The sequence below is a fragment of the Mycobacterium sp. NGS63 genome (genome assembly GCF_059812295.1).
In genome coordinates, this window is the sequence record NZ_JCALCJ010000011.1 from 37587 (window position 1) to 50097 (window position 12511).

At 69.2% G+C, this 12511-nt stretch carries 12 protein-coding genes; 5 read left to right on the forward strand and 7 right to left on the reverse strand.

Going from position 1 to position 12511, the window contains the following annotated elements:
- The first annotated feature begins 7 nt into the window (after window positions 1–7).
- Window positions 8–583 (forward strand): aminoacyl-tRNA hydrolase, encoded by a 576-nt coding sequence (gene pth / locus AC5Y4Z_RS23670; RefSeq protein WP_499967348.1) that lies wholly within the window; start codon window positions 8–10, stop codon window positions 581–583.
- On the opposite strand, the gene AC5Y4Z_RS23675 is transcribed toward pth, so the two are convergent.
- From AC5Y4Z_RS23675 to AC5Y4Z_RS23695, 5 genes are all read right to left on the reverse strand, one after another.
- Window positions 584–2218 carry a fatty acyl-AMP ligase gene (locus AC5Y4Z_RS23675; RefSeq protein WP_499967349.1) on the reverse strand — a complete coding sequence of 545 codons (1635 nt, stop codon included), beginning with the start codon at window positions 2216–2218 and terminating at the stop codon, window positions 584–586.
- A gap of 258 nt (window positions 2219–2476) precedes the next feature.
- On the reverse strand, window positions 2477–3445 hold the full coding sequence (locus AC5Y4Z_RS23680) for a 4-(cytidine 5'-diphospho)-2-C-methyl-D-erythritol kinase (RefSeq protein WP_499967480.1): 969 nt from the start codon (window positions 3443–3445) through the stop codon (window positions 2477–2479).
- 22 nt (window positions 3446–3467) lie between these two features.
- Window positions 3468–4382: a 16S rRNA (adenine(1518)-N(6)/adenine(1519)-N(6))-dimethyltransferase RsmA gene (rsmA, locus tag AC5Y4Z_RS23685; RefSeq protein WP_499967481.1), complete on the reverse strand. Its 915-nt coding sequence runs from the start codon at window positions 4380–4382 to the stop codon at window positions 3468–3470.
- Window positions 4346–5473 (reverse strand): resuscitation-promoting factor, encoded by a 1128-nt coding sequence (locus tag AC5Y4Z_RS23690; RefSeq protein WP_499967350.1) that lies wholly within the window; start codon window positions 5471–5473, stop codon window positions 4346–4348. Before AC5Y4Z_RS23690 ends, rsmA begins: the two co-directional genes overlap by 37 nt.
- A gap of 186 nt (window positions 5474–5659) precedes the next feature.
- Window positions 5660–6499 (reverse strand): TatD family hydrolase, encoded by an 840-nt coding sequence (locus tag AC5Y4Z_RS23695; protein ID WP_499967351.1) that lies wholly within the window; start codon window positions 6497–6499, stop codon window positions 5660–5662.
- Window positions 6500–6518: 19 nt separating this feature from the next.
- Between AC5Y4Z_RS23695 and metG the strand changes: the two genes are divergently transcribed.
- The 3 genes from metG (at window position 6519) to AC5Y4Z_RS23710 (ending at window position 9224) form a co-directional block, all read left to right on the forward strand.
- On the forward strand, window positions 6519–8090 hold the full coding sequence (metG, locus tag AC5Y4Z_RS23700) for a methionine--tRNA ligase (protein WP_499967352.1): 1572 nt from the start codon (window positions 6519–6521) through the stop codon (window positions 8088–8090).
- A gap of 145 nt (window positions 8091–8235) precedes the next feature.
- On the forward strand, window positions 8236–8598 hold the full coding sequence (locus AC5Y4Z_RS23705) for a PAS domain S-box protein (RefSeq protein ID WP_499967353.1): 363 nt from the start codon (window positions 8236–8238) through the stop codon (window positions 8596–8598).
- A 71-nt stretch (window positions 8599–8669) separates the two neighbouring features.
- On the forward strand, window positions 8670–9224 hold the full coding sequence (locus tag AC5Y4Z_RS23710; protein WP_499967354.1) for a serine acetyltransferase: 555 nt from the start codon (window positions 8670–8672) through the stop codon (window positions 9222–9224).
- Here AC5Y4Z_RS23710 and AC5Y4Z_RS23715 read toward each other — a convergent pair.
- Together AC5Y4Z_RS23715 and AC5Y4Z_RS23720 are read right to left on the reverse strand one after the other, a co-directional pair.
- A complete protein-coding gene (locus AC5Y4Z_RS23715) occupies window positions 9221–9889 on the reverse strand; it encodes a TetR family transcriptional regulator (protein WP_499967355.1) in 669 nt (222 codons plus the stop codon). The two genes, AC5Y4Z_RS23710 and AC5Y4Z_RS23715, sit on opposite strands and share 4 nt — an antisense overlap.
- 154 nt (window positions 9890–10043) lie before the next feature.
- On the reverse strand, window positions 10044–10721 hold the full coding sequence (locus tag AC5Y4Z_RS23720) for a TetR family transcriptional regulator (protein ID WP_499967356.1): 678 nt from the start codon (window positions 10719–10721) through the stop codon (window positions 10044–10046).
- 552 nt (window positions 10722–11273) lie between these two features.
- Here AC5Y4Z_RS23720 and AC5Y4Z_RS23725 point away from each other — a divergent pair.
- A complete protein-coding gene (locus AC5Y4Z_RS23725) occupies window positions 11274–12491 on the forward strand; it encodes a PPE family protein (protein WP_499967357.1) in 1218 nt (405 codons plus the stop codon).
- The last annotated feature ends 20 nt before the right edge of the window (window positions 12492–12511 follow it).

Genomic DNA, 12511 nt, shown 5'->3' on the forward strand with positions numbered 1-12511 from the left:
CCGCGACGTGGCCGAACCCGTACTGGTGGTCGGCCTGGGCAACCCCGGGGACAACTACGCCCGCACCCGGCACAACCTCGGGTTCATGGTCGCCGACCTGCTCGCCGCGCGGCTGGGTTCGAAGTTCAAGGCGCACAAGCGTTCCGGCGCCGAGGTGGTCAGCGGCCGGCTGGCCGGGCACTCGGTGCTGGTGGCCAAGCCGCGCTGCTTCATGAACGAATCCGGGCGCCAGGTGGGGCCTTTGGCGAAGTTCTACTCGGTCGCCCCGGCCGACCTCATCGTCATCCACGACGACCTCGACCTCGACTTCGGCCGCATCCGGCTGAAGATCGGCGGCGGGGAGGGCGGCCACAACGGGCTGCGCTCGGTGGCAAATGCGCTGGGCACCAAGGAGTTTCAGCGGGTGCGCATCGGCATCGGCAGGCCACCCGGCCGCAAGGACCCGGCGGCGTTCGTGCTGGAGAACTTCACCGCCGCCGAGCGCGCGGAGGTCCCCACGATCTGCGAGCAGGCCGCCGACGCGACCGAGGCGCTCATCGAGCTCGGGCTAGAGCCCGCCCAGAACCGCGTGCACGCCTGGTGATCAGCTGACCAGCGTCACCGACGTGGACCGCCGCAGCTTGCCCGACGGCGTCTTGGGGATGGTGCCGGGACCCAGCACCACGACGTTGCGCGGGCGGACGTCGACCTCGGCCACCACCTCGTGGGCGACCTGGTGCTCGATGCGGCGCACCTCGGCCGGGTCCTGCCAGGCGTTGGACTCGACGGCGACGGCGAACGTTTCGCGGGAGTGGCCGGCGTCGAGGCGCACCGCGACGGCGCAGCCGGGCCGGACCCCGTCGACGCGGCAGGCGGCCCGCTCGATGTCGGTCGGGTAGATGTTGCGGCCGGCCATGATGATGACGTCCTTGACGCGGCCGCACACCACGACGTGGCCCTCCTCGGTCAGGTAGCCGAGGTCGCCGGTGTCGTACCAGCCGTGCTCGTCCTGGGCCGGGATGAAGCCGCCCATGGTCAGGTAGCCGGGCGTCAGCGACTCGCCGCGCAGCTCGATGACCCCGACGCCGCGCGCGGGCATCACGTTGCCGTTCTCGTCGATGATGCGGGCCTCGAGGTCCTTGAGCAGGGGGCCCAGCGTGGCCAGCCGGCGGGTGTTGCCCTTGGTGGCGGGGACGGCGCGGCGCAGGGCGGCCAGCAGGTCGGCGTCGACCTCGTCGACCACCAGGCCGGCGTTGCACTCGGAGAACGACACCGCCAGCGTGGTCTCGGCCATGCCGTAGGCCGGCAGGATCGCCGAGGACCGCAGGCCGAACGGCTTGCCCGCGTCGAGCAGGTCCTCGACGTCGGCGGGTTCTACGGGCTCGGCGCCGGACAGCGCGAAGCGCAGGGTGGACAGGTCGAAGTCGCCGGGCTTGGCGTTGCGCCGCAGCCGCTTGGCCAGCAGCGCGTAGGCGAAGTTGGGCGCCGCGGTCATGGTGCCCTTGTACTTGTCGATCAGCTTGGCCCACAGCAGCGTGTCGCGCAGGAAGTCCATCGGCGTGACCTTGACCAGCTCCGCGCCGAAGTACATCGGGATGGTCAAAAAGCCGACCATGCCCATGTCATGGAAGCAGGGCAGCCAGCTGACCATGACGTCCTTGTCCACCTCGTACTGCGCGCCGATGAACATGGCCTCGGCGTTGGAGTAGATGTTGCGGTGGGTGATCTGGACCGCTTTAGGGGAGCCGGTAGAGCCGGACGTCAATTGCATCAGCGCCAGGTCGTCCTCGCCGACCTCGATCGGGTCGATCGGGTCGGACGCCAGCAGGTCGGCGACGGTGAGGACCTTGATGCCCTTCTCCTCGAGCACCGGGATGGCCACCAGGAAGGGCTCGGAAACGATGACGGCCTTGGCCTCGATCATGCCGATGACGGTCATGGTGTCCTCGGCCCACGCCGGCAGGTCGGTGCGCGGGGTGGGCTGGTGCAGCATGGTCAGGCTGGCGCCGCGCATCCACAGGCCCTGGGCCGTCGGGGCGATCTCCACCGGAAAGCCGGCGAGCACGCCGACCGCGTCGCCGAGGCCGATGCCCGCGGCGGCCAGGCCGCCGGCGATGCAGCGCGCGCGCTCGTGCACCTCGCCCCAGGTGTGCCGGACCGGGGCGTGGGGTTCACCGGTGACCATGCCCGTCGTGGCGGTGCGAGCATTGCGGAACATCTTGTCGGTAAACCTGCTCACAAAAACCTCCTCGGTTCCGGCATTTTCCCCAAGGACCGGATTCTCATGTTCCGCCTGCTGGGCGCTACTTTGCAGCAGGCGCGCGAGCACAGTTGGGCAGCGGTTAGGTCTCGAAACCGTGATGAGGCAAGGAGCCCGCCGGGATGCCCGGCGGGCGACGCAATCGAGTGGTCCTTCTTACCGCTGCTCGTCACCGCGAGCTATCTTAAACTCCTCTTAAGTAACTGCCAAACCGTCGCGGCGGACAAGTGCGATCTCTCACACTTCGGTGGGCGCCGGCACTACGCGCGCGCCCGGCACCGGCCCGCTGGCGACCCGCACGGTGCGGCAGACGCCCTCCCCCGACAGCCGCGTCCCGACGTCGACGGCCGACGCCGCCGACGTGCACAAAAACGCACACGTCGGGCCCGACCCGGACACGATGCCCGCCAGGGCGCCGGCCTCCACACCGGCGCGCAGCGCGGCGCGCAGGCCGGGGTCCAGGCTCACCGCGGCCGCCTGCATCTCGTTGCCCAACAGCGGCGCCAGTTGCTCCGGATCGCCCGCGGCCAGCGCCGCCAGCACCGGCCCGGGCTCGGCGAGCCGCGGCGGGGCCTCGCCTTTCCGGCGGCTCTCCCGCAGCCGGTCCAGCTCGGCGTACACCGCCGGGGTGGAGAGCTCGCCGTCGGCGAACGCCAGCACCCAGTGAAAGCTGTTGCGGGACAACACGGTGGCCAGCTCCTCACCGCGACCGGTCCCCAGGGCGGTGCCGCCGTGCAGGGCGAACGGCACATCACTGCCGAGCTTCGCGGCCAGCATGCGCAGATCGCGGCGCGGCACGTTGAGTTCCCACAGCGAGTTCATCGCGACCAGCACCGCCGCCGCGTCCGCGCTGCCGCCGGCCATGCCGCCGGCCACCGGGATGGACTTGTCGATCATGATCGACACGTCGGGCGCCCGCCCCACGTGTTCGGCCATCAGCTCGGCGGCCTGCCAGGCCAGGTTGCGTTCGTCGGTGGGCAGCGTCTCGGCGCCCTCCCCGACCAGCTCGAGCGAGAGCACGTCGGCGTTGCGGACCGTCACCTCGTCGAGCAGCGAGACGGCCTGAAACACCGTCGTCAGCTCGTGGTAGCCGTCATCGCGGCGGTCACCCACGGCCAGGTAGAGGTTGACCTTCCCGGGCACCCGCACGGTGACCGACCCGGTCGGCACCCACTGCGCGGCGGTGTTCCCGTCAGACATCAGCAGCCACGGCAGCAGACTATCGCGGTCAGCCCGCCGGGGCGTGCCCCGAAACGGCCGAACGCCGCAGCAGCCGCACGAAGTCGTCGATCGACAGGGTCTCACCGCGGCGGGCCGGATCGATGCTGGCGGCCAGCAGCCGATTCGCCGACTCGTTGCCGGAGCCCGCCCACTCGGCGAACGCGTTGCGGGACGTCTTGCGCCGCTGCGCGAACGCGATGTCGACGAGCTCGAACACCTGCCGCCGGAAGGTCTCGTCGGTGGGCCACGGCGCGCTCGCATACCGGTCGATGCGGACCAGGCCCGAATAGACGCGCGGGATCGGCCAGAACACGGTCGGCGACACCATCCCGCACCGGCGGACCCGCCCGAAGAAGCGGACCTTCACGCTGGGCACGCCGTAGTCCTTGCCGCCCGGCTCGGCGGCCAGCCGTTCGGCGACCTCGGCCTGCACCATCACCGTGACCACCCGGATGGACGGGAACTCGGCGAGCAGATGCAACAGCGCCGGGACCGCGACGTTGTACGGCAGGTTGGCCACGACGGCGGTGGGCTCCGTCGATAGCTCGTCGCGGCGCAGGGTCAACACGTCGCGGTTGCACACCGTCAGCCGGTGGACCTCGCTGTGCGAGTGCTCGGCGACGGTCTGCGGCAGCCGGCCGGCCAGCACCGGGTCGATTTCGACGGCGGTGACGGTGGCGCCGCGGTCAAGCAGCGCCAGCGTGAGCGAACCCAGGCCGGGACCGACCTCCAGGACGTGGTCGGACCGGCCGATGCCGGAGGTCGCGACCACCCGTCGCACCGTGTTGGCGTCGTGGACGAAATTCTGGCCCAGAGCTTTTCGTGGCCGAAATTCGAGTTCTTTGGCCAGCCGCCTGATCTCGGTGCGTCCGAGCAGCCGGATGGTCAGCTCGCACCAGCTCTTCCGCTGCACACCGGCCAGGCGCCCCACCCCTGGCGCGACCGGGTCACCTCGGCGATGGCGATCTGCTCTTCGCGCGTGGCGAGGTCGGCGCGCGCGGCGAACCGCAGCCCGCCGTTGCGCTCCCAGGTGCCCTGATCGAACTGCACACCGCCGTAATACCCGTTGCCGGTGTTGATCGCCCAGTTGCCGCCGGCCTCACAGCCCGCGATGGCGTCCCAGATCGATCCGTTGCTCACCGGGGGCACGTCGGTGCCGGGTTTGGTGCCCACCCGCACGACGGCCTCCCGGGCCGGCGCGATCACGGTGTTGGCGACGGGCAGCCGGCCGGTCTCGACGCCGTTGACCGTGGCCACCGCGAAGGTCACGTCCTGGGTGCCCGGGGCGCCCGGGTCCTCGACGACCTGGCGGCTGACGTTCATCTGCGGGTCCTCGATGCGATGCGCGGGCGGCTGCAGCGGAATCCGCTCGGTGACCCGCTGAATCCGGTTGCGGGTCACCTGGATCTGCATGCCGTCGACGATCGGGGCCGCCGCGCCGGGCACCACCTGGTCGCTCTCGAGCAGCGGCGCGCCGGCGGCGCTGAGCAGGCCGGCGACGTTGGGCGCCGGCAGGTGCACGGTGCGCGTCGCGCCGCCGTCGTTGATCTGGACCGTCTTGGCGCTCACGACCGGCAGCGACATCCCGGCCAGGGGAACCCTGCTGCCGCGCGACGCGGCGGCCGGGGCGGTATCGGTCATGGCGAGTTGGGCGAGCGCCTCGTCCACCGTCGACGCGGTCGTCCACACCTGCTTGGGATCGTGGCCGTCCAGCGTGATCTGCAGCGGCCGGCTGCGGCGTAGGACGATGGTGGCGGCGTCGCGCACCTCCACGTCACCGGCGGGGTACAGGTCGTCGCGCTCGTCGACGTTGAAGCCGTTCTCCTGGACGATGTCGATCACCCGCGACTTCATGGTGTTCACCCGCATCGCGACGCCGTCGACGGTCAGCGTCACCGACTTGCTCGCCGAAACCGCGAACCCGCCGGCCAGTCCCAGGACCACGAGCAGCGCCCCGACCAAGAGGCGCAACAACGGTGATGAAGTTTGATGAAGTTTTGTCAAAACAGTCAACGCGCGCTACCCCGACCTCAGCAACCAGTCACGAACCACTCAGCAAGTAAAAAACTACAAATTCTGAAGGGCGCCTAGCGCGCCCTCCGTACGATCACAAGACGGTAACGAACCGGCCAATGTTGGGCAACTCCCGCGCGGCTTTTCAGCACGGGTGTCGGGAAAATCACCCGGCCCCCCGCGCGGTCAGGACGCCAGCCCGTAGACCCGGCGCGCATTGCTGGTGGTGATGTGCGCCAAGTCCTCCGGCCGCCGATCCAGCAGTTCAGCGATCGCCCGCACAGTATAGGGAAGGCAATACGGTTCGTTCGCTGCGCCCCGATAGGGATGCGGGGTCAGAAATGGCGCATCCGTTTCCACCAACAGCTGCTCCGGCGGTATCAGCGGAACGGCCTCGCGCAGGGCGCGGGCGTTGCGGAAGCTCGCCGTCCCCGACAGGCTCAGCAACCATCCGCCGTCCACGCAGCGGCGCGCCATCGCGGCGTCCGAGGAAAAGCAGTGGAAGATCACCGCGTCGGGCGCGCCCTCGGCCGCCAGCACGTCGAGCACCTCGGCGTCGGCGTCGCGGTTGTGGATCATCAGCGGCTTGCCGCACCGCTTGGCCAAGTCGATGTGCCAGGCGAACGCGTCCCGCTGCACGGCCGGCTCCGCGCAGCCGTCCAGCCGGCCCGGCCAGTACAGGTCCATGCCGGTCTCGCCGACGGCCACCACCCTGGGATGGGCCACCAGCCGTTCGATCTCGGCGCGGGCGGCGTCGTCGAGGGCGCCGGCGCGGGTCGGGTGCAACGCGACCGCGGCGTAGACCCGCGGATCCCAATCGGCGGCCCGCGTCACCCAGCGCGCGGAGTCCAGGTCGTCGGCGATGGTGACCACCGCGCCCACGCCGACGGCCGCCGCGCGATCGACGATGGCCCGCACCCCCGCGGCGTCGCGCGCCCCGCACGCATCGAGGTGGGTGTGCGCGTCGACCAAGGGCGCCAGGGGCTCCGGGGCGGGCGGCGGCGGTCGTTTGGAACTCACGCGCACACAATAGGGTGATCTCTCGATGAGGCCCTACTACGTCACCACGGCGATCACCTACCCCAACGGTGAGCCGCACGTCGGGCACGCCTACGAGTACATCGCCACCGACGCGATCGCCCGGTTCAAGCGGCTCGACGGTTTCGACGTGCGGTTTCTGACCGGCACCGACGAGCACGGCCTCAAGATGGTCGAGACGGCCGCGGCGGAGGGCATCCCGACCGCCCAACTGGCCCAGCGCAATTCGGACGTGTTCCAGCGGCTGCAGGAAAAGCTCAACATCTCCTTCGACCGGTTCATCCGCACCACCGACGCCGACCACCTGGAGGCGTCCAAGGAGATCTGGCGGCGTATGGCCGACGCCGGCGACATCTACCTGGACTCCTACTCCGGGTGGTATTCGGTGCGCGACGAGCGGTTCTTCGTCGAGTCGGAGACCGAAGTTGTCGACGGGACCCGGCTGGCCTCCGAGACCGGCGCGCCGGTGACCTGGACCGAGGAGCAGACCTATTTCTTTCGGCTGTCGGCGTACGCGGACCGGCTGCTGGCCCACTACGCGGCCAATCCCGACTTCATCGCCCCCGAGGTGCGGCGCAACGAGGTGGTCAGCTTCGTCTCCGGCGGCCTGCGCGACCTGTCGATCTCGAGGACCTCGTTCGACTGGGGGGTGCAGGTACCCGAGCATCCCGATCACGTCATGTACGTGTGGGTCGACGCGTTGACCAACTATCTGACCGGGGCGGGTTACCCCGACACCGATTCGGAGTTGTTCCGCCGCTACTGGCCCGCGGACCTGCACATGATCGGCAAGGACATCATCAGGTTCCACGCGGTGTACTGGCCGGCGTTTTTGATGTCGGCCGGAATCGAGCTGCCGCGAAGGGTTTTCGCGCACGGGTTCCTGCTCAACCGCGGCGAGAAGATGAGCAAGTCGGTGGGCAACATCGTCGCCCCCGACGACCTGGTCGACACGTTCGGGGTGGACCAGGTGCGCTACTTCCTGCTGCGCGAGGTGCCGTTCGGCCAGGACGGCAGCTACAGCGAAGAGGCGATCGTCGCCCGCGTCAACGCCGATTTGGCCAACGAGCTGGGCAACCTGGCGCAGCGGTCGCTGGCGATGGTGGCCAAGAACCTGGGCGGGGCGGTGCCCGAACCGGGCGATTTCGACGGGGCGGACGAGCTGCTGCTGAAGATGGCCGACGGGTTGTTGGAGCGGGTGCGCGCCCACTTCGACGCGCAGGCCATGCACCTGGCGCTCGAGGCGATCTGGCTGATGCTGGGCGAGGCGAACCGCTACTTCTCCGCGCAGCAGCCCTGGGTGTTGCGCAAGAGCGAGTCGGCGGCCGACCAGGCGCGGTTTCGCACCGTGCTCTACACCACCTGCGAGGCGGTCCGCATCGCGGCGCTGCTGGTGCAGCCCGTCATGCCCGAGTCGGCCGGCCGGCTGCTGGACCTGCTCGGCCAGCCCGAAGACCGGCGGGCCTTCGACGCCATCGGCGCACGGCTGCAGCCCGGCACGGTCCTGCCCGCGCCCACGGGCGTGTTCCCGCGCCACGAAGTGACGGGAACGAGTCCGGCGTCCGGCACGGCCGGCTGAGTGAAAATTTGAATTCTCACTTCTCTTCGAACGCATTCATAGGCGTCTTGCCTGTCGATCGGAGAAAGCGTCGGAACCGCTCGATGCGATAGGCCATAATCGGCGTGTGGAGCGACGACGCAACCGGCAAGACAGCCAATCCCCGATGACTACCTTGAAGCAGTTGCCCGCGTTGGTCGTTCTGGAAAGAATTCCGATTCCCGTGCTTGCGATCGGGCATGACGGCAGCATCCTGTTCACCAACTCCGCCTTCGCCGACATGGTGGGCTGCGATCCCGAAGAGGTTCTGTCCCTACAGTTCTACGAGATCTTCCACAAGGCCCCGGAGTCCGAATCGCTGCTGTCGGTCGTGCACGCGCTGGCCAACATGGTCGTCGAATTGGCACACAAGGACGGCTCCGTGGTGCGGGCTTTGATGAGCAAGTCGGCGGTCATGCGCGCCGACGATCAATTCGCCCTCGCCGCGTTTCAGGATTTGACCGAACAATTGTGGGTGGACGAGCGATAGGCCGACGCCTCACAGCTAGACCACAGGTATGATTGGTTCCATTCGGGCGTACTTGTAGTACGGTTGTCGTCGTGATCACGACGCGCGAGGAATTGCGAAGTTACCTGGCGTCGGACTTGCGCGCGAACGGTCTCGACCGGTGGAGGTTCCGTGACCGCCTCCTGGAGCGCCCCGCGTATTTCCAGCGTTTGTTACGCAAATCCGAATATTGGACGAACACCGCCCGCACACCGTTCGGTCGGCTCGTCGCCCTGTGGCTGGTGCTGCGGACAAAGCTGCTGGGCGAGCGGCTCGCGCTGTACGTCCCGCGGAACGTGTGCGGTCCCGGCCTGGCGCTGGCGCATCCGGGCCCGATCGGCGTGCATTACAAGGCGCGCGTCGGTGCCAATTGCCGGCTCTATCACGGGGTCACGATCGGCGAAGCCGGCGGCAAGGTCCCGGTGATCGGCGACGACGTCTGGATCTACCCCTTTGCGTTGGTGCTCGGCGTCGACGTCGGCGATCGCGCCTGCATCCTGGCGGGCGCCGTCGTCACCAAGCCGGTGCCCGCCGACGCGGTCGTCGGCGGGGTCCCCGCCGAGATCATCAAGTTCAACCGCCCGGCACCCGCGGCCGTCAACGCTTAATTTCGAGCGGGCGCCGCCGACCCAGCGTGGCGCAGCGCCTCGCGTGCGAGAAACTGCCGGAAGTACGGCAGCGACGTCTCCGACGCGATCGAGGCGAGCAAAAGTTCCCACATCTGACCGGTGCGGTCACCGGCGGGTTCGGCTTTCGCCGACGTGGCGTTGGCCACAAACCGCGTGCCGAACATCGCGCCGACGATCGCCTCGCTGATCACCACCGGGTCGAGCTCGTCGCGCAGGTCGCCTTCGGCGCCCGCCCGGCGGGCCTGCGTCGTCATCAAATCGACCAGGCTTGCGAAGAAGCGCGAGGCGGCGTCGTTGAATCCGCTCAGTGCGGCGGTCAATTGCTCCGCCGCGCGGGCGGTCTTGTCGGAGGTGAGCAGGTTCGCGATGGTGAAGGTGCCATGGATGATGTTCTCCAGCGCCGGCGACGACGACCCGCATACGTTGCGGAAGGCGACAAGTATTGTCTCCGTGCCTTCCTCGATGATGGCCGACGCCAGCGACTCCTTCGAGTCGAAGTGGTGGTAGAGCGCGCCCTTGGTCATCCCGGTCCGCTCGATAATGGTGTTCCACCCCGCCCCCGCGTACCCGACCTCGCCGAAGACGTCGATCGCGGCATCGAGGATCTTTCGCCGGGTGGCTTCGGATCGAACCTGGCGGGCCATCGCGTCTGTACCTCCGGAGTTCCGTCGAAATTCTTAGGTCCCGGATCTCGATGTCTTACCAAATCTTCCGGCGAGAGACGTCAGCCTAACAGCCGGTACGGTTTGGCCCGGGTTGCGTGACTTGCGGGATGCCACTAGCCGGATGCGCTCGCCACTAGTCGGAGTCCGGCGCGGTCGAGGTCGAGGTAATCGCGAGTGATGCGCGCCGCCTGAGGAATTGGCGGAAGTATTCGGTCCGGTCGGCCTGCAGGATGCCCGTCAACAAGAGCAGCCAGCACTTCTCCAGGTCGCGCAGGAACCGCTCGGGCTCTTCCAGATTGCTGGTCTGCCGCAGCCCCATGTGCAGCGAGACCATCAGCCGTCCCACGTCCTGCGGGTCGCAGGCCTCGTGGATGTCGCCCTCGGTGATGGCCTGCTCGACGACGCCGGCCAGCGCCTTGGCCCATTCGTCGAGCAGCCGCTTCTGCAGCCCCTCCGACCGGCCGACCGACTCGAGCAGGTTCAGCCCCGCTCTGACCCCGTCGGTCTTGATGTCGCCGACCGCGATCAGGTAGGAGAAGTCGATCAGGGTCTCCAGCCCCGAAAGCCCGCGGGTGAGCAGTTCTTCCACCGCGCTGGCGCCATCGGTGGTCTGGCGCTCGATGATCGCCACGGCCAAGGCGTGCTTGGAACGGAAGTGGAAATACATTGCCCCCTTGGTCAGTTCCGCTTCCGCGAGAATGTCGTCGAGGCCGACGTCGTGGTAGGCCCGCCGGGCGAACTGGTGCGAGGCGGCCCGCAGGATCTGCCGCCGCGTCGCGTCCGCGCGTCCGTCGGTCGAGTGGGCGGTCATCGGGACCGAGAACCCTGCTGTGAAGTGCGGGCCGATCGCGCTCCCGCGGACGCGACCCGGGTGATCATTCCGGGGCCTGCGCCCGGGCCCGGATCGATCGTTTCCACGTCTCAGGGTGCCTTCCTCGAGCAGGGCACACACCCGGTTATAGAGCCAACACTCACCGGCGTGTTTTCGGCGGCATTTGGGCCGTCTCTGAGGTTAGCAGTCGGCCGTCGCGCTGAGGCGATCGACGCCGCGGGTCGCGTTCACCAACTTGGGAAATACTTATGGTGCGTTCTGGGGCTGCACTCCGGACTAAAAGTATGTAGAATTCCACTCCATGTGGTTTTCAGTTTGTTGGCCTGGTCAGCGCCTGATTTCCGCGCGCCGCACGCGCGCCGGCGCCCCTGCGGCGCGCCGACAACTGGCCCCGACGGCCCGCGCACACGGCCCGCGGCCTGTGTCGTTGGTCACTTCGCGGGCTTCATGGCCCGTCGGGCTTCACACCGCCGCCAACACCGCCGACGCCGCAGACGCGGCAGCGGCCCGCTAGAGGCCGGGGGGCCAGCGATGATGGATTTCGGCGCGCTTCCGCCGGAGATCAACTCTTTGAGGATGTACGCCGGCCCCGGCCCGGGGTCGATGATGGCCGCCGCGGTGGCGTGGGACGACCTGGCCGCGGAGCTGCATTCCGCGGCGGCCTCCTATCGATCGGTGATCTCGGGATTGACCGTCGGACGCTGGCTGGGCCCGTCGTCGCTATCCATGGCCTCGGCGTTCGGTCCGTACGCGGCGTGGACGGCCGGCGCCGCCGCGCGGGCCCAGGAGGCGGCCAGCCAGGCCACACTCGCCGTGGAGGTCTTCGAGGAGGCCTTCGCGTCAACCGTGCCGCCAGTCGCCGTCTTTGCGAACCGCGCCCAGCTGGCGGTCCTGGTCGCGACCAATTTTTTCGGCCAGAACTCGCCGGCGATCGCCGTCACCGAGGCCGAATACGGCGAGATGTGGGCGCAGGACGCCGCGGCGATGTATCAGTACGCGGCGAATTCGGTGGAGGCCGCGGACTTGACCCAGTTCGCGTCGGCGCCGGACGTCACCAACTCCGCCGGCGTGGCGGGGCAAGCCACCGCGGTGTCGGAGGCGGCCGCCGGCTCCACCACCCAGCAATTCTCGCTGGCGAGCCTGATGTCTTCGCTGTCGTCGGCGCTGCAGGGCTTGGCGACACCGGCCTCGGCCAGCGCCGCGGGCACGGAAACGCCCTGGGGCGCGCTGCTGGGCGGCACCGGCGGATCGGGCCTGTCGCTGTCCAGCTTCATGAGCAATTTCGAAGACAACCTGCCCGCCATCCTGCCCGGCTACCTGATGGTGGCCGCGACCCCGCTGTACGGGCTGTCCAGCGTGCTGGGCATGGCCCAGACCCTGCAGTCACTGGGCGCCACCGCGGCTCAGGGCGCCGCCGAGGTCGCCGGGGACGCGGCCGCGGCCGCAGCCGGCGCGGCCGAGGGTCTCGGCGCCGGCGTGGTGGGTGGCCTGGGGCAGGCCGCGTCGCTGGGCTCGCTGTCGGTGCCGGCCAGCTGGACCAGCGTCATCCCCGCCGCCCACCTGACCAGCGCGGGAGCCGTGCTGCCGACCGCCGGCGGCCCGGGCGGGCTGGCGAACGTGCCGCCGAGCCTGCTGGGCGGGCTGCCGCGGGCGGCGGGCGGCCCGCAGGCGCCCGGCCCGCGCTACGGGCAGATCCCGACCGTGATGGCACAACCGCCGTCCGGCGGCTATGGGGCGTCGATCGTATGACCGCCGAAAGCGGCCGAAGG

Coding starts and splice junctions, on each gene's coding strand:
- metG (WP_499967352.1), top strand. CDS start 6,519: ATGAGGCCCTACTACGTCACCACGGCGATCACCTACCCCAACGGTGAG.
- AC5Y4Z_RS23705 (WP_499967353.1), top strand. CDS start 8,236: ATGACTACCTTGAAGCAGTTGCCCGCGTTGGTCGTTCTGGAAAGAATT.
- AC5Y4Z_RS23715 (WP_499967355.1), bottom strand. CDS start 9,889: ATGGCCCGCCAGGTTCGATCCGAAGCCACCCGGCGAAAGATCCTCGAT.
- AC5Y4Z_RS23720 (WP_499967356.1), bottom strand. CDS start 10,721: ATGACCGCCCACTCGACCGACGGACGCGCGGACGCGACGCGGCGGCAG.
- AC5Y4Z_RS23725 (WP_499967357.1), top strand. CDS start 11,274: ATGATGGATTTCGGCGCGCTTCCGCCGGAGATCAACTCTTTGAGGATG.